The following is a 17,236-nucleotide window of genomic DNA, read 5'->3' as shown; positions in this document are numbered from 1 at the left end:
GGACGTTTCCAAAACAAAAGAAATAAAGGAAACGCATCAATGGCAACGCAAAGTTCTTGGAACCAGAATATGACAAAAGCCCTTGTTAAACATTTTCATTCCTGGGGTTATCAGGCGTTTAAATATTTAATCTATGCCCTACTTGCCTACAATGTCGTCCTGTTTTTTCAGGAGGAATCGCTGGCAAGCGAAGTTACCTTTGCCTCGGGTTTTACCTTTGGTTCTCTCATCGAAGCCTTCTCATCTACCATAGATACCGCCGCCTGGGTGGTATTGCTGCTGTTATTTGAGTTGGAAACCTATGTCCTTGAAGATAACAAGATCAAAGGCACAACCAAATGGTCGTTACACGGTGTACGGATATTCTGTTATCTGTTTATCGTTTACGCCTTCTATGGATATTGCACCAAACTTGGTCTGTTAAGTGGCTTTTCTACCACTGATATTACCGAGCTTTGTTCATTAGACGGCAACTGGCAATACATGACCACCTTAAATGAATACGTGGCGATAACTCAGCAAAATTGCCAGAGTTTTGCCAATACCGGTGGATTCTTTAGTTATCCGGACATTGCCGTTGTCACTAATGATGAAGATTTATTTGCTACCTATGGCCTTGCCTGGGTTGATGTGATCAATGCCGGCGCCTGGTTATTCGTGGTGTTAATGCTTGAACTCGACGTTCGCATTCAGTTAGGACACGTTCGTAATGCGTTCTGGGAAAAATACAGCCATCTCATCAAAGGCTTTATTTACTCTATCCTATTGATAGCCGCAATCTTCTGGGGCTTTGAAGGTGATTTCGTCGATTTTTGGGATGCATTTTTATGGTTGGTTGCCTTCTTCCTAATTGAGCTGAACGTATTTGAATGGCAGGCAGAAAATGCTCAACAGCAACAGGAAGCAACTAGCGAGTAATAGGACAACCTGAAGAAAATTAAAAACCACTAAAAATACCAGTCAGTTAAACTGACTGGTATTTTTATAAAAGGAGCGCCCATCTCCTTATGGTCAATTTTAGTTGCGGTTGGTATAAACCGTTTTCCCTTCCAGTATGGTTTCCGATACCTGAACCTGATGAATCTTGTGAGGTTCGACATTAAACAGGTTTTGCTCCAGGATCACCATATCTGCCAGTTTGCCTACCTCTAAAGAACCGACTTCCGTTTCGATATTCAACTGATACGCTGAGCCTAAGGTATACCCCTTGATAAGACTTGCGATGTCCAGACTCTCGTCTTTGTTTGGCTGCACCATCGCTTCTGGCTCACCAGGGTTTTGCCGGGTATGACCAATCTCAATATTAAATACCGGCGACATGCCAAGACTACCAGCGCCGCTGGCAGGGAAATCACTACCAAACGACAGGTTAACACCGGCTTTACTCAGGCTATTGAAGCGAAAATAACGATCAAACTGATCAGCACTGACAAACGCCTTGCCGTATTCATCATAAGACGCCCAAAGTGGCGTGCTTTGGGCAATAACCCCCAAATCAGCGAAGCGTTTCACGTCGCTATCTAACATCACCTGGATATGGCACAAGGTAAAGCGATTACTATGCTTAGGGAATGATTTTTTAACGGATTCAATCGCGTTTAATGCCTCACTGATAGCGCGCTCACCGAGGGCATGAATGTGCACATCCATAGATGCTTGAGTTGCCTGAGTCAGCAGCTCTACCATTTGCTGTTCACTAAAAACGGTTTCGCCCTGATTACCCGGCTCGCCCTGATAATCTTCGTGCATGGCCGCGGTTTTGCCCTCAATGGTGCCATCGTTCATAATTTTCAGCATGCTGATGTGGTAACCATCACCTTTGGAAATGCTGCGCTTTTCGATAGCCCGTTTAACACCGGTTGCAAAGTGTTCCTGAGAGTTGATCATATGCGAGCCTATATAGCGTACAGTCAGTTGCTCCTGCTTAGCGAGATTCTCCAATACCGACAATTGCAGGTTATCAACATCCATAGCGCCGGCATCAAACACTGAGGTTATGCCGTAACTATTCATAATATCGATAACATCGCCGGTGCCTAATGCAACGCTATCGGCGGTAATAATGCCTAATTTTGCCACCGCATCCATCGCCGTATCTTCGAGCAGATAGCCTGTAGGCACATTGTTGGCATCACGCTTGTAATAGCTAAATCCTGGGACCGGATCTGCAGTGTTCGCATCAACACCTAAGACTTCAAGTGCTTTAGAGTTTACCCAGCCACCATGAAAACCCTCATCAAGAATCAACACTGGCTTATCGCTGACAATCTCATCAAGCTTTAACCGGGATGGACCTTCCGGGCCAAAGGCACTGGCAAGAAAACCATAACCAAAGAGAATGTCATCATCCTGGTGCTCTTTGGCATAGGATGCAATCTGTTGATACCAGTGTTCAGGACTTTCAAAGGTATCTAAGGATAAGCTGCGGATATATGCACCGCCCATCACCGGGTGGGCATGAGAATCGATAAACCCGGGTAATAACATCTTATTGCCGAGCTGCTGCACTTGTGTGCCCTCACCTATATAAGCGGCAACGGATTCTTTATCGCCGCTAAAGACGATTCGGCCATCTTTAACCGCCAGACTTTCTACCCAGGGATTGTTTTCATCGACGGTATAGATATGCTCACCGATAAAAACCCGGTCGGCGATTATGGTTGGTGTTAACTCATTTTCGGTTTTACTGCACCCGAACAACAATGTGCATATTCCTATTACGGCTAGCGTTGTTCTCATCAGATTCTCCTTTTTATGGTTATTTTTTAGAAGAAATCAGCCAGTGGTAACAGGCTAATTAACTAAACAGCTTGTGATACATCATCCCCAGCGCCAGCATTGGTGAGCGCAAGTATTTACCACCAGGGAATTTCATATGTTTGACCTGCTCAAAGACTTGCATTCGCTGAGATTCACCATGGATATGCTCAGCAATTAATTTCGCCGCCATATGTGTAACATTTACGCCATGACCGGAATACCCCTGGGCATAATATACATTGTTATCTAAGCGACCGATTTGCGGCATACGATTGGCACTAATACCTATCATTCCACCCCATTGAAATTCAATGCTCACGTTCTTTAATTCCGGAAACACTTCCAGCATTTTAGGCCTTAGTAAGGCCTCTACACTTTTCGGGTCTCGCCCAGAGTAATGACAAAGGCCGCCAAATAGCATGCGGTTATCTGCCGATAAGCGAAAGTAATCGAGATCGACTCGTTGATCGCAGATGGCAAAATTCGCTGGCATGATTTTATTGGCAAGCTCATCGGACAATTGCTCCGTGGCAATAATATAACTGCCAGCAGGTAACACTTTGCCGGTAAGCTGTGGCTCTAACTCCTGAAGATAGGCGTTACCACCGTAAATGAGGATTTTTGCTTTCACCTGACCTTTGTCGGTGAAAACTTGATGGGGATTGCCGCGAACGACGTTAATAACCGGGGAGTGTTCAAAAATATGCGCGCCATTTTGCTTTGCCGCGTGAGCCTCACCAAGGCAAAGATTCAACGGATGTAAGTGCCCACTCCCCATATCAACCAATCCGGCTAATGCGGTTTTTGAACCTATAACCTGCTGCTGGACCTGCTGTTTATCTAACAATTTAAGTTCGTGGGGATAGCCAGATTTTTGTAGCTGTTCGAAAGATTGTTGCAGGTAACTGATGTGCTTGTGTTGATTGGCGATATCACAATAACCAAGGGTTAAATCACAATCGATATGGTATTTTGCAATCCTATCCTTAACGACCTGCAAAGACTCATTACCGAGTTGTTCAACTAATTCAACGCCAGCATCGCCGATTTGCGAGCGAAACTTATCAACATCATGGCCAATACCACGGATCAGTTGACCACCATTTCGACCAGATGCACCCCAGCCTACGGTATGGCTTTCCAAAAGCGCTACCGTATAGCCTCGTTCAGTTAACTCAATGGCACTAGCAACACCCGTAAAGCCGCCGCCGATAATACAAACATCAACTTCCAGTTCCTGCTCCAAATTAGAGAACCCTTGCTGAATATTTTTACTGTGCTGGTAATAAGATTGTGCATCGCTGTTACTGTAAGTCGCCATATTCCGCTCACTTGTCCTTGACTGATATAATGGACTAGATGTGTGATTTAACAATCACCCTGTAAACTATATTCAACATATTATCGAAGAAATCCAATAACATCGACAAAAAGGTGACGTTGCTTAATATCCTGCACGCGATTGCTTTATTTTTTTTACACCGATATATTAGAAACTCACTGAGCTGATAACATCTACAAAGCATTTAAAAGGAAGATTCATGGACGTTGGCGCAAGATTGAAAGCAGTGCGAATTCAAAATAACTTGTCACAACGAGAGTTGGCAAAACGTGCCGGCGTGACCAATAGCACCATTTCCATGATTGAAAAGAACAGCGTTAGTCCTTCAATCAGCTCTTTGAAAAAAGTCTTAAATGGGATCCCGGTTTCATTGGTAGATTTTTTCTCCGAAGACCTCTACTCAGAAAAAACTCAGCAAGTGGTTTATAGCCAGGATGAACTGGTAGAAATTGGTACCGGTGATATTTTGATGAGCCTGGTGGGTAAAGCGTTTCCAAGACGACAAATGACCTTTCTTATCGAAACCTACCCACCAAATTCAGATACCGGCGAAGAGATGCTGCAAAATGACGCCGAAGAAGGTGGTTATGTGGTTGAAGGCAAAATTGAGTTAACTGTGGGTAATGAAGTTTATATCTTAGGTAAAAACGACAGTTATTATTTTGATAATAACCAGCCACACCGTTTTCGTAATCCTTACAAAAAAGTCTGCAAAATCGTCAGTGCGACTACGCCTGGGAATTTCTAATTAACGGGAGTTAAAACTCCCTTAGTACGTATCGTAAACGATACTCCGAGTATGTGACGTAAAGCGTCACTTCGGGTACACAATCAAAGATTGTTCCGGGTACGCGACAAAAAAACGTCGCTTCGAGTAAAAACAAAAACCCTTGCGTCATACCGTGATACTACACGGTATCTTGTGTTTGAGACGACTGTCTCTAATGTGCCCACAAGCGGGAGTTGAAACTCCCTTAGTACGTATCGTAAACGATACTCCGAGAACGTGGCAGAAAGCGCCACTTCGAGCACACAATCAGAGATTGTTCCGGGTACGCGACAAAAAACGTCACTCCCAGTAAAAACAAAAACCCTTGCGTCATACCATGATACTACACGGTATCTTGGGTTTGAGACGACTGTCTCTTGTGTGCCCACAAGCGGGAGTTGAAACTCCCTTAGTACGTATCGTAAACGATACTCCGAGAACGTGGCAGAAAGCGCCACTTCGAGCACACAATCAGAGATTGTTCCGGGTACGCGACAAAAAACGTCACTCCCAGTAAAAACAAAAACCCTTGCGTCATACCGTGATACTACACGGTATCTTATGTTTGAGACGACTGTCTCTAATGTGCCCACAAGCGGGAGTTGAAACTCCCTTAGTACGTATCGTAAACGATACTCCGGGTACGTGGCAGAAAGCGCCACTTCGAGCACACAATCAGAGATTGTTCCGGGTACGCGACAAAAAACGTCACTCCCAGTAAAAACAAAAACCCTTGCGTCATACCATGATACTACACGGTATCTTGGGTTTGAGACGACTGTCTCTTGTGTGCCTACAAGCGGGAGTTGAAACTCCCTTAGTACGTATCGTAAACGATACTCCGGGTACGTGGCAGAAAGCGCCACTTCGAGCACACAATCAGAGATTGTTCCGGGTACGCGACAAAAAACGTCACTCCCAGTAAAAACAAAAACCCTTGCGTCATACCATGATACTACACGGTATCTTGGGTTTGAGACGACTGTCTCTTGTGTGCCTACAAGCGGGAGTTGAAACTCCCTTAGTACGTATCGTAAACGATACTCCGGGTACGTGGCAGAAAGCGCCACTTCGAGCACACAATCAGAGATTGTTCCGGGTACGCGACAAAAAACGTCACTCCCAGTAAAAACAAAAACCCTTGCGTCATACCATGATACTACACGGTATCTTGGGTTTGAGACGACTGTCTCTTGTGTGCCTACAAGCGGGAGTTGAAACTCCCTTAGTACGTATCGTAAACGATACTCCGAGAACACAATCAGAGATTGTTCCGGGTACGCGACAAAAAAACGTCGCTTCGAGTAAAAACAAAAACCCTTGCGTCATTCCCTGAAACTACAGGGAATCTTGGCTAGAGCCGAACGTCTCTGAAGTGCTAAACTCGGTCCGTTAGCAACTTCTAATATAAGGTCATCGCAGGGTTGTAAGACTCTACTGCAGATGTACTGATATTCTGAACTAAATTTTCCTTCAACAGAGCGCATTATTATTCATGCGACTCTTACACGAGACAAATAATTCTCCAATGGCAATCTGTTACGCTAGGTTTCAGCCAACGTAACCAAAGTAACTCTTGATCCAATAGACTTGTAATAGTCACTTCTTCTTTCTCACCCTTAACGCGGATTTTTCCATATGAGTAATTTTCAGAAGGTATAAATCTAATAAATCCAAAACATCTGCTGCTTGGGGCATAAATATCAATCTTCTCTATATCGTCCCAATTGAAGCTACGAGTTAAAGTTTTCGATGATATCGAAATAGATGCCCCAACCTGCTTTAGGTGAAAAGCATTATTAATTATTGAATACCTAGCGTGAAGTATTAGTTGGGGGATCAAAGCTAATGCAAACCAAATTAGAATGAGAATACTATGAGACCCTGTCCATCCTTGGCCTTGCTGGATTGAAAAGTGTGCCCAAATGGAAAAACCCAAAATTAACGTAATTGCAGTAGGAAAGAATTCTTGAAGGTGAGCTTTACGAGATACGTTTAGGGTTTCAGAGGCTTGTTTGTTATAAGACTCCTCCTGGTTGATAAGCCTTTGATTCTCACCAAAAAGCTTCGATTCCAATTGAAGTTTTGCTGCCTCATATCTATCAGGATATTTGTGGTTATCGATATTAGAACAGACCTCCTCTAACTCATCAATTGAGTATTTTGAATAATCTGGAATCATGGATTTCCTACCTTGGTTAACCTTTCGATAATTAGGCCTGTCGGCACGTTTTTCCTATCATGATCTCAATGACTGTAGATCGCTCAATATAGTAATCCCAACCTGGATCAGACCATAATTATCTGGTTCGGGTCATGTCCCTGTTTCATGCGAACTACCGGATTACGCCGCCTGACGCAAACGTGCGTTGACAGTGCACTCACAGCACTAACCCGGCAATCACGCTAACGTTCGGGATCAGCCGTTTTCAACTTCACTGGTTTTATAAACGCTAAAATGCATACAATAAAAGCTAAGGGAGTTGTGCAATAAACCAGAGTTTTTCTTAGCAACTCGTCGCCAATAGATGCAGTAGTGATTAGCAACAAAAATAAAATACCTAAATTAAGCAGCGATATTAATAACCATTGAACAAAATTACCAAAGTAACTTTTCGTTCCACAAGCTTTGCATGTGATAACAGAGGCGATAAAAACTTCTTTAATGCTAAGTTGATGTTTACAGGTTGGACAATGTTTTTTCATCTTTAACTCCTTGATAAAAAATTCGCATTGGCACGTATGCTATTCCATAAGAGTGAACGCGACAATTAGCTAAAGACATTAACCTTTTCAGGATGTTAACGTCAATTGATTGCATGGTGCATTGGCAAGAAACTAGTCCCTGGCCAAAATGGCAACACCGGGAACACCTTAATATCCCTAAGCCTCATTACGCGTATGCATCACTTTCTCGCGCGGGAAAGCGTCATACATGGCCAGGTGCGAGCTTAACGAGAAGGTATCGGTACGGGACTCATAAGCCTTTATCCAATCAAGTAACATTGGCAGGTTGTCATCCTGTGCCTGTTTCGATGGATACTTATTGGGTTCCCACTGCCTCTGCTTCGCGTTCTCTATGCAATCTTCAATACTTAGGTTCATAAAGATTGCTTTATCGGCATACACCATCACGTATTCAATAAGATCAGAATAACAGCCTTCGATTACCCAGTTGCTATTGTCGTTAATAAATTCATCGATTTTCGCAAAAGATTGCTTTAATGGCTGCCTTGTTGGCGGATTAGTAGGTTGCCAGGCGATCTCATCGAGATCGAAATGCGCTACCTCATCTTGGGATGCGAGTTTTCGAGCCAGTGTCGACTTTCCTGAACCGGAGTTGCCAAAAATTACAACTTTACTCATCACACCCTCGACTTATAAACACACAATGCTATTGAATATATCTTGCCACGGTGATCGCTGGTAATAAAAAAGGCCTGTAATAACAGGCCCTTTGAATATATATGCTAAGTCAACAGGTAATATTAGAAGCTGTATTTCGCTTTAATACCACCATTGATGCCCTGACCAATACCGAAACGCGTATAGCCGGTATCGATTACTGCACCTTCGTAGTACAACTCATCGGTGATGTTGTCTACATAGGCGCTGAACTGCCAGGAACCGCTGTAAACGTTAGCAACTGCACCCAGTAAGCCATAAGCGTCTTGTTCTAACAGATCGCTACCACCCATGAACTCATCGCCAAAGGTTTCTGACTGCCAGGCATAGGATAGTTGTACATCGATATCGGTTTCACTGCTCAGAGACCAGCTGTAAGTACCGATAAAGGTAAATGTTGCTTCTGGCGCAGAAAGTTTTTGACCGACGATAGATTCACCTTCTGCACTCTCGCCTTCTTTAACTTCAGAGTTTTGTAAGGCGCTGGCAACAAATAAACGTAAGTTGTCCGTTGGTGTCCAGGTGGCATCAAACTCAACACCTTTACCTTCTGCTTCACCGATGTTTTTGATGATTACACCACCAGCATTCGGGAACGTGCCCTGGAAGTCGGTGTAGTCATAATAATAAACACCAAGGTTTACATTTAGGCTGTTGTCGAAGAAATCACCCTTCATACCAATTTCATAGCTGTCTACGATTTCAGGATCGTAGCTGGCAAGGGTACTGCCTTCTGGTAATTCACCACCGTATAGCTCTGACTCCCAATAGGCTTCGTCGATATCATCGATTACACCATCTGGCTCGTAATCAAACCACTCTTCGTCTTCGTCGAAGCCGGTCCAATCCATAAAGTTGATGTTAAAGGCAAACGTGTTATAACCACCAGCCTTGTAACCACGAGAATAGTTGGCATAAACGTTAATTTCGTCAGTTAACTGATGATTAATTGCCACACGAGGGGTAAATTCAGACCAATCTTGTTTGTCATCAATCCACTCACCTGCAGTATGGGCACCGACTAACCAGTAGTGACCTAACCAGCCATCTGGCTCTGGTAAATTAAGACCAAACTCTTTTTCATCATAGGAGTAACGAGCACCAATGGTAATATCTGTGGCATCGGTTACAGACCAGGTGATATCACCGTAGATACCCCAACCCTGATTGGTACCGCGAGCAAATACTTCTTCACGAACGCCCAGCTCTCCGCCGCCTGGAGGAGGAATATCACCCTCGTCGACCATCATCTGGATGTCATCAGCATCTTCAACAAAATCCAGCTCGTACCAACCGTCTACGAATAGCTCATGACAATCGGCATAGTATGGACCCGGGTCGGAAGTGATATCGGAAAGAGGCTCATCCCACTCTTCAAAGTAAGGTAGGTACGAACAGAAGGCATCGTCGTCATACTTGTTATAGAACTGCGAATCGATGGTTTCTTTATAGGCACTGACACCAACAAACCAATAGATGTCGGAATCATTGTCTGAATTTAAACGAAATTCCTGGCTAACGTATTCGGTATCATCAACCTGTGAATAATCACCAAATGGCATTGCGGTGCCATCGTAGTCTTCAACATAATCCCAGGTGTAATTTTTCATCGCTGTTTGCGAGGTGAAAATTACGCTACCAAAATCGTGCTCGATGTCTAACGTTACAGCAGTAACTTCAGCAACATCGCGGCTGTCTTTGCCTAAGTCAGTTTCAATCGCATCACCCGGACCTTCAGTCCAGATTGAACGATAAATACCACCGTCCATGTCACGATCTTCATAGTTCGCGCTCAGGCGAACCATAGTGTCATCGCCTTCGTATTTCAAAATACCGCGAACCGCCGCAACGTCACGACCACGCAACTCTTCGCCAGCAAGGTTTTCAACATGATTGTCTTCAGAAGAATAATGACCGGCAACGCGTAGGAATAGGTTGTCGCTTAAGTTGGTATTAAAAACGCCTGTGAACTCAGTCAGGCTATCACTGCCTAAAGCGCCTTCTATGCTACCCTCAGTACCATCAACCGCATCATTTGAATAGATTGAGATTGCGCCGGATGCGGCGTTACGACCAAATAGCGTGCCTTGCGGGCCTTTGGTTACTTCAACGCGAGAGATATCAAAAAATGAACCTAAAGCGCCACCACTGCGCCCCTGATAAACGCCATCGAAATACAGACCGATTGATGGATCGCCACCAATACCATAATCCTGAGTAACAATACCGCGAATACCAATGGTATCAACGAAGCTGTCGTTACTGGTGCCACCGTTCAGGCCGGGCGTAAACTTTGAGAGTGCTACAGCATTATCAATATTGTAATCATCGATGAAGTTTTCATTAAAAGCACTAACGGAGACAGGTACTTCCTTTAGTGTTTGAGCGCGCTTTTGAGTAACGACGATGACTTCATAGTCGTCTTCTTTAGCGGCTTCTTCCGCATACGACATCGAGCTAGTAAAAAACGATGCCACGGCTAAAGCAAGTAAGGATTTGCGATGGTTCATAACGTACGACTTCCCTAAAATTAAAAGCGATTATTGTTATTGTTAAGATGAAGCAATTATCTATGATTATTTTTTCATCATTTCCTTCCGATAATACACACCGCGTAAAATAAATCAAACACTAATGTAAAATTATCGTGAATTTTTTCGCAGACAAAAAATCAAAGCAAGAAATGAACAATTAAGGTGCAACATTGCACTCAAAAGGTTAGAAAGAAGGATAAATAACCATATGATTAAAGGTTTTCAGGGATAAAAAAGGAAGCCAGAGCTTCCTTTATTTAATCTGCGGACTTGCCAGAGAAATTCCCTAAAATTTGATCCAGGTGGCTTTGACTTCGGTGTATTTACTGAACGCATGGAGTGATTTATCGCGACCGTTACCCGATTGTTTAAAGCCACCAAATGGTGCTGTCATATCGCCGCCATCCCACTGATTTACCCAAACAGAGCCGGCTCGTAATGCTTTCGCAACCCGATGTGCTTTCGACAAGTTGCTGGTCCAAATACCGGCAGCTAATCCATATTCAGAATCGTTAGCGATGGCGATAGCCTCTTCCATGGTGTCAAAGCTAATAACCGATAACACAGGTCCAAAAATTTCCTGTTGGGCAATGTCCATATGGTTGGCGATATTATCGAACATTGTCGGCTCAATATAAAAGCCATTTTCAACTGGAGATACGGAATTTCCGCCCTGCTTTAAGCTGCCACCCTGAGATTTTGCTTGTTCAATAAAACCTAACACTCGGCTCTGTTGCGACTGATCAACAATTGCCCCAACATTAGTTTCAGGGTCGAGTGGGTTGCCCGGCTGCCAATGCTTCATGGCTTTTGCAACTTTGCCGACAAATTCTTCTTTAATGCTGGATTCAACCAATAAACGAGAGCCTGCTGTACATACTTCGCCCTGGTTAAAACAAATGGCCGCTGCCGCCGCTTGTGCCGCTTTATCCAAATCAGGTGCGTCGGCGAATACGATATTCGGGCTTTTGCCGCCCGCTTCAGTCCAAACTCGTTTCATGTTCGATTGCCCGGCATACACAAATAGCTGTTTTGCGACTGCGGTAGAGCCGGTGAACACTAAGGTATCTACATCATTGTGAAGGGCTAGCGCCTTACCTATGGTGTGGCCAAATCCTGGCAATACATTGAATACGCCATCAGGAATGCCCGCTTCAGTTGCTAACGCTGCGAGCTTTATGGCGGTAAGCGGTGATTTTTCGGAGGGTTTTAAAATAACGCTGTTTCCTGTTGCGAGCGCAGGCGCTAATTTCCAGCAGGCCATCACCAAAGGGAAGTTCCACGGTACGATGGCGGCAACAACGCCGACCGGTTCATGGGTAACCATGCCCAACTCATCGTCGGCACTCGGGGCAATTTCATCGTAAATTTTATCGATGGCTTCTGCCGTCCAGCGCAAACTACGCAACGCCCCCTGAATATCGACGTGAACGGAATCGCTAATTGGCTTACCCATATCCAGGGTTTCCAGTAGCGCCAACTCTTCGCCATGCTGCTCAACTAAATCAGCAAAATTTTGTAGCACCAGTTTACGTTTGGCTGGCGCCAGGCCTCGCCATTTCCCCTGCTCAAACGCCTGACGAGCAGCCACAACAGCATTATCGGCGTCCGCTGATTCGCAGGCACTGACCTTAACAAGGTGTCTGCCATCAATCGGACTGATGCAGTCAAATGTCTGTCCCGCAGCCGCATCCTGATAGCCACCATTAATATAGGCGCGACCTTCAATCGTTAATTTTTCAGCTTTCTCTTGCCAGTAAGCCAGACTGCTTTTACTCATTTTCTGCTCCAGTTGCATCACAGATGATGTTGCTAAGGAATAAATTTAACAGATAAACTACATAAGCACCGATGATATTTCAATATTTTTTACAGTTAACGGAATTTATTCGCAATTAATTGACATTGCCGTCGGCTTTTGTTCAAAATATAGAACACCAAATTCCACCAGTTTAAGGTACTTATGTCTCAATATCCCAATTCTTATTATGCCGCCAGCAGCAATCGAACAACCGACTATCCAGTATTGCAAGAAGCGGTAGAAACCGATATCTGTGTTGTAGGTGGCGGTTATAGTGGTCTTGCAACCGCTATCTCACTTCGGGAGAAAGGCTATCAGGTTACCTTATTAGAAGCAGCGAAAATTGGTTTCGGAGCTTCTGGGCGAAACGGTGGCCAACTGGTCAACAGTTTTAGCCGTGATATTGATCATATTGAACGTCATTACGGCAAAGACACCGCATCAGCTATGGGTGATATGGCCTTCGAAGGTGCCGATATTATTCGCGGTTTTATCGAAAAATATAAGCTCAATGTCGATTATAAGCACGGCGGCTTTTTCGCAGCATTTACTGACAAGCAAATGCAGGAACTTGCCGATAAAAAAGCGCTGTGGGAACGCTTTGGCAACGATAAGTTGCGCCTGGTGGATAAATCGGAGATCTCCCAGATAGTAAATACTGAATCCTATGTAGGGGGGTTGGTAGATGAGCATTGCGGTCATATTCATCCGCTTAAATTAGCCTTGGAAGAAGCCCGGGCATTTAGCGAGCTTGGTGGTGTTATCTACGAACAATCTAAAGTTGTCGAGATAAAACATGGCAATGGAGAAAACCTTAGTGAAGTGATCACCGCCAAAGGACGAGTCAAGGCTCGTAAAGTTGTATTAGCCGGTAACGCCTATATGGGAAATCTTGAGCCAAAACTGGCTCGAAAGTCGATGCCTTGTGGCACTCAGATAATCACCACTGAAGTATTGCCTGATGACTTAGCACAGCGATTAATCCCTTCTGGATACTGTGTTGAGGATATGAATTATAAACTCGATTATTATCGGTTAACGGCAGATAATCGTCTGTTATTTGGTGGCGGCGTAACCTATGGCGGCGGCGATCCAACTAGTATTGAGAATTACCTGCGCCCACGATTTGAAAAGGTATTTCCGGCATTAAAAGGCATTAACATCGATTATGCCTGGGGTGGTGATTTTCTGCTTACCTTAAGCCGCTTACCGCAGCTAGGTAAAATTGGTGACAATACCTATTATACCCAGGGTTACAGTGGTCATGGCGTTAACACCACACATCTGGCAGGACGCTTATTAGCCGAAGCCATTGATGGCGAAACCGGTCGTTTCGATGTATTCACCTCCCTGCCCCATTACCCTTTCCCGGGTGGCAGAATGATGCGGGTACCTTTTACCAAACTTGGCGCCTGGTATTACGGCGTGCGTGACAAACTTGGTTGGTAATCACACCCCTTACCGCTATTCGTAATACACACATACAGAAAAGCCCGGAAATTTCCGGGCTTTTTTATTAGCAAGTGCTGACGGTTATTAGCAGGTAAAGCCCATGTTGAGCTTATCAAGTAGCTTCAACCACAGGCCGCGCTTACCATTGTTTTGGTCGGCTTTGACCAGTGCGGCATGGGTCAACTTATAACCTATCCAGCGAATTGGCTCAGGTGCCCATGGCATGGGTTTTTTCTGAACAAACTGTAAATCCAGGATCTCCGATGGATCATAGCCAAGAAGCTCCAGCGCGATTCTCGCACCAAAACGAGATGCACCTACGCCAAGGCCAGTGTAACCAACGGCCCAGGCAACCCGGCCATCATAGGCACTGCCTGGCACCATACAAAAACGGGTTGAGGTGGCAATAATACCGCTCCAGCGATGGGTAAACTTAATGCCTTCTAATTGCGGAAAGGTCTCAAAGAACTCTTTTGCCAGTTGTTCAAAAGCTTCTGGAACGTCAGCACAATCGCGACGGGATATGTTTTTATTGTAATAGTAACGAACCGCACCACCGCCGCCCCAGGTGATACGCTTATCCTTGGTCAGACGATAATAGTGGAACATATTATTGAATTCACCAAGAGCATGGTGAAATTTATCCCAGCCAATCAATTCAAGCTGCTCTTGCGTTAACGGCTCGGTAGCAATCTGATAATCCCAAACCGGGATTATCGATTTCCGTATTTTACGAACCGGACTGCGAAATGCGTTGGTGCCCATCAGGACTTTTTTACAAGTGATAATGCCGCTTGGACAAAATGCCTTCATGCGCTGTCTTGAACGTGGCAATAGTTTATCGACAGGCGTATGCTCATAAATACGCACGCCCAGTTCAAGCAACACCCGTTTTAATCCCCAGCAAATTCTTGCTGGGTTGACGATACCATCAAGGCCATTGTGAAACAGTAAGCCGGCTTTATAGGTTGGCGAGTTAACCTGTTCCTGCATTTCTTCTTCATTGAACCAGGTAACGTCTTCCCCTGCCGCCTTTTCTTCTTCGTAATATTCACGCAGATCTTTCAGCTGGCCTTCATCGACCGCAACTTCGGTTTCGCCAACACATTCATAATGGGCATCAATATTGTATTTCTTGAACGTCGCTAGCATTTCCCGAAGGTTTTGCTTTCCTAGTTCATAAAGGACTTCTTCTTCACCCGGAAAATGATGTTCGGTATTGGCCTCGCCGTGGGCCAGATCGGCACTTAAAAACCCACCGTTACGACCAGATGCACCGTCGGCAATAAAGGTTTTTTCGATTAAGACGATATCTAAGTCAGGACGGCGCTCTTTAGCTTGCAGGGCACCCCATAGGCCGGTGAATCCACCACCGACCACTAATAACTCGCAGGTAATATTCTCTTCCAAAGCAGGCTCTGGTTCAGGGCGATCCGGTGAATCGAGCCATACTGAACCATATTTTGAATCTTTTAACGCTTCGGCGTACTGCATAAATCCTCTCGTTTATATTGTTATTAGTGGCTTGAGTGGTAATTTTCAAGCTTGTTGTGGTTTAAGAAACTCCACTAAACTGGGTTATTTTATGTACCATCCCCATGGCTGTTCTGGGTCGTAAGCGGTAATTTGCTTAGTTTCCAGATAGTTATTTAATCCCCATGTTCCCAGTTCACGACCAATACCGGATTGTTTGTAACCACCCCATGGCGCTTCGACAAAAGTTGGCTGTGAACAATTAGTCCAGATAATTCCAGCTCTTAAAGCGCGAGCCACACGATCACAACGTTGCAAATCTTTTGACATCACCGCACCGGCCAGACCGAATCTACTGTTATTAGCAAGGGCAACGGCCTGCTCTTCAGTCTTAAATGATTTAACGCAAACCACAGGGCCAAAGATTTCTTCATTCCAAATCCAGGAATCTTCAGAAACATCAGCAAATACTGTTGGCTCGATATAGTAACCGGTTTGTAGATGTTCAGGACGGCCACCGCCGCAAACCAATGTCGCGCCTTCTTGCTGGCCTTTGTCGATTGCCGCCAGGACTTTTTGATACTGGGCTTCATTAACCAATGGGCCTAGTAAAATACCTTCCTGGTTACCTTCTCCAATGGTAATTTTCTTCGCTTCTTCAACCAGACGTTCCATCAGTTGTGGATACAATGATTCTTCAACCAATACCCTTGATGTTGCTGAACAAACCTGACCCTGGTTCCAGAAAATACCGAACATGATCCACTCAACGGCCTGCTCAATATCGGTATCGGAAAAAATGATCAACGGTGACTTACCACCTAATTCAAGGCTGATATTTTTCACCTGATTAGCCGCCATCGACATAATTCTGCTACCCGTAGGAACAGACCCGGTAAATGCCATCTTATCGACATCCGGATGCTCGGCAAGTGGCTGACCGGCTTCCGGGCCGGTACCAGTGACAATATTCAGTACTCCGGCAGGTAACTCAGCCTGTTCGGCAATTTCTGCAAGTGCAATTGCGGTCAGCGGTGTTACTTCTGACGGCTTTAGTACCATAGTACAGCCAGCGGCTAACGCCGGTGCAACTTTCCAGGCTGCCATTAACATTGGGAAATTCCAGGGAATGATGGCGCCGGCAACACCGACTGGTTCTTTAATCGCTTTACTGGAAAATCTTGGTTCAGGAAGCTCAATTACCTGCTCTTCCTGCTCATCCATTTTTTCAGCCAGTTCCGCGTAAAATTCAAAGCAACCGGCAGTATCTTCAATGTCCCACTCCGCCTCTGGATAGGGTTTTCCATTGTCTTCAACTTCAAGTTTCGCCAGCTCTGACAAACGTTCATTAATTAATGCGGCAATTTTTCTTAAATAAGCGCCACGTTCCTTACCAGACAGACGTGGCCAGGGGCCATGTTCAAATGCATTACGAGCCGCGTTAACCGCGTTATCAATATCCACATGGTTTCCCGCAGCCACTTCCTTAATTGGTTGTTCGGTTGCCGGGTTAATGGTGACAAATGAATTCTGACTATCGGCTAACTGCCATTGGCCGTCGATGTAATGTTTAAATGTCATAATGCTGCCTTTGCTATTCCCTGAAATCGTTTGATTTATTTTGGCTTTATATTGTTAAATTTATTGAACACTTTACCTATTATGTTCATTAAATTGGTTTATGGTCAATAATATCTTGG

Annotated in this window: 12 protein-coding genes; 3 read left to right on the top strand and 9 right to left on the bottom strand. The window is 44.7% G+C overall.

All coding sequences use genetic code 11. The features are described from left to right. The first annotated feature begins 69 nt into the window (after positions 1 to 69). Positions 70 to 918 (top strand): hypothetical protein, encoded by an 849-nt coding sequence (locus tag FNC98_RS01185; RefSeq protein WP_143579547.1) that lies wholly within the window; start codon positions 70 to 72, stop codon positions 916 to 918. A 99-nt stretch (positions 919 to 1,017) separates the two neighbouring features. On the opposite strand, the gene FNC98_RS01180 is transcribed toward FNC98_RS01185, so the two are convergent. After that, complete coding sequence (locus FNC98_RS01180; protein ID WP_143579546.1) at positions 1,018 to 2,739, bottom strand: amidohydrolase; 1,722 nt, start codon at positions 2,737 to 2,739, stop codon at positions 1,018 to 1,020. A gap of 58 nt (positions 2,740 to 2,797) precedes the next feature. Beyond that, a complete protein-coding gene (locus FNC98_RS01175; RefSeq protein ID WP_143579545.1) occupies positions 2,798 to 4,081 on the bottom strand; it encodes an NAD(P)/FAD-dependent oxidoreductase in 1,284 nt (427 codons plus the stop codon). Between the two features lie 220 nt (positions 4,082 to 4,301). Between FNC98_RS01175 and FNC98_RS01170 the strand changes: the two genes are divergently transcribed. Beyond that, the gene (locus FNC98_RS01170; protein WP_143579544.1) at positions 4,302 to 4,850 is read left to right on the top strand and encodes a cupin domain-containing protein; all 549 of its coding nucleotides are present in this window, start codon (positions 4,302 to 4,304) and stop codon (positions 4,848 to 4,850) included. Between the two features lie 1,525 nt (positions 4,851 to 6,375). On the opposite strand, the gene FNC98_RS01165 is transcribed toward FNC98_RS01170, so the two are convergent. The 5 genes from FNC98_RS01165 to FNC98_RS01145 all read right to left on the bottom strand — a co-directional run bounded on the left by FNC98_RS01165 (position 6,376) and on the right by FNC98_RS01145 (position 12,590). After that, entirely contained in the window at positions 6,376 to 7,053 is a 678-nt protein-coding gene (locus FNC98_RS01165) for a hypothetical protein (RefSeq protein WP_143579543.1), read from the bottom strand. Positions 7,054 to 7,277: 224 nt separating this feature from the next. Then, on the bottom strand, positions 7,278 to 7,577 hold the full coding sequence (locus FNC98_RS01160) for a hypothetical protein (RefSeq protein ID WP_143579542.1): 300 nt from the start codon (positions 7,575 to 7,577) through the stop codon (positions 7,278 to 7,280). Between the two features lie 177 nt (positions 7,578 to 7,754). After that, on the bottom strand, positions 7,755 to 8,237 hold the full coding sequence (locus tag FNC98_RS01155; RefSeq protein ID WP_143579541.1) for an AAA family ATPase: 483 nt from the start codon (positions 8,235 to 8,237) through the stop codon (positions 7,755 to 7,757). A 122-nt stretch (positions 8,238 to 8,359) separates the two neighbouring features. Next, positions 8,360 to 10,786: a TonB-dependent receptor gene (locus tag FNC98_RS01150; RefSeq protein WP_143579540.1), complete on the bottom strand. Its 2,427-nt coding sequence runs from the start codon at positions 10,784 to 10,786 to the stop codon at positions 8,360 to 8,362. Positions 10,787 to 11,096: 310 nt separating this feature from the next. Then, positions 11,097 to 12,590 (bottom strand): aldehyde dehydrogenase, encoded by a 1,494-nt coding sequence (locus FNC98_RS01145; RefSeq protein ID WP_143579539.1) that lies wholly within the window; start codon positions 12,588 to 12,590, stop codon positions 11,097 to 11,099. 183 nt (positions 12,591 to 12,773) lie between these two features. Between FNC98_RS01145 and FNC98_RS01140 the strand changes: the two genes are divergently transcribed. After that, a complete protein-coding gene (locus tag FNC98_RS01140; RefSeq protein WP_143579538.1) occupies positions 12,774 to 14,060 on the top strand; it encodes an NAD(P)/FAD-dependent oxidoreductase in 1,287 nt (428 codons plus the stop codon). 87 nt (positions 14,061 to 14,147) lie between these two features. On the opposite strand, the gene FNC98_RS01135 is transcribed toward FNC98_RS01140, so the two are convergent. Next, positions 14,148 to 15,557 (bottom strand): NAD(P)/FAD-dependent oxidoreductase, encoded by a 1,410-nt coding sequence (locus FNC98_RS01135; RefSeq protein WP_143579537.1) that lies wholly within the window; start codon positions 15,555 to 15,557, stop codon positions 14,148 to 14,150. Between the two features lie 84 nt (positions 15,558 to 15,641). Further along, positions 15,642 to 17,117, bottom strand: a complete 1,476-nt coding sequence (locus FNC98_RS01130) for an aldehyde dehydrogenase family protein (RefSeq protein ID WP_185968023.1) — start codon at positions 17,115 to 17,117, stop codon at positions 15,642 to 15,644. Positions 17,118 to 17,236: the final 119 nt, after the last annotated feature.

Source organism: Thalassotalea sp. PS06, from assembly GCF_007197775.1.
Classification (GTDB): Bacteria; Pseudomonadota; Gammaproteobacteria; order Enterobacterales; family Alteromonadaceae; genus Thalassotalea_A.
The sequence above is the reverse complement of the archived record's forward strand: the minus strand, read 5'-3'. Positions and strand labels throughout refer to the sequence as shown.

Excerpts from the sequence above, each read along its gene's own strand:
- FNC98_RS01135 (WP_143579537.1), bottom strand. The coding sequence starts at position 15,557 with ATGCAGTACGCCGAAGCGTTAAAAGATTCAAAATATGGTTCAGTATGG.
- FNC98_RS01140 (WP_143579538.1), top strand. The coding sequence starts at position 12,774 with ATGTCTCAATATCCCAATTCTTATTATGCCGCCAGCAGCAATCGAACA.
- FNC98_RS01130 (WP_185968023.1), bottom strand. The coding sequence starts at position 17,117 with ATGACATTTAAACATTACATCGACGGCCAATGGCAGTTAGCCGATAGT.
- FNC98_RS01150 (WP_143579540.1), bottom strand. The coding sequence starts at position 10,786 with ATGAACCATCGCAAATCCTTACTTGCTTTAGCCGTGGCATCGTTTTTT.
- FNC98_RS01160 (WP_143579542.1), bottom strand. The coding sequence starts at position 7,577 with ATGAAAAAACATTGTCCAACCTGTAAACATCAACTTAGCATTAAAGAA.
- FNC98_RS01185 (WP_143579547.1), top strand. The coding sequence starts at position 70 with ATGACAAAAGCCCTTGTTAAACATTTTCATTCCTGGGGTTATCAGGCG.
- FNC98_RS01175 (WP_143579545.1), bottom strand. The coding sequence starts at position 4,081 with ATGGCGACTTACAGTAACAGCGATGCACAATCTTATTACCAGCACAGT.
- FNC98_RS01145 (WP_143579539.1), bottom strand. The coding sequence starts at position 12,590 with ATGAGTAAAAGCAGTCTGGCTTACTGGCAAGAGAAAGCTGAAAAATTA.
- FNC98_RS01165 (WP_143579543.1), bottom strand. The coding sequence starts at position 7,053 with ATGATTCCAGATTATTCAAAATACTCAATTGATGAGTTAGAGGAGGTC.
- FNC98_RS01170 (WP_143579544.1), top strand. The coding sequence starts at position 4,302 with ATGGACGTTGGCGCAAGATTGAAAGCAGTGCGAATTCAAAATAACTTG.
- FNC98_RS01180 (WP_143579546.1), bottom strand. The coding sequence starts at position 2,739 with ATGAGAACAACGCTAGCCGTAATAGGAATATGCACATTGTTGTTCGGG.
- FNC98_RS01155 (WP_143579541.1), bottom strand. The coding sequence starts at position 8,237 with ATGAGTAAAGTTGTAATTTTTGGCAACTCCGGTTCAGGAAAGTCGACA.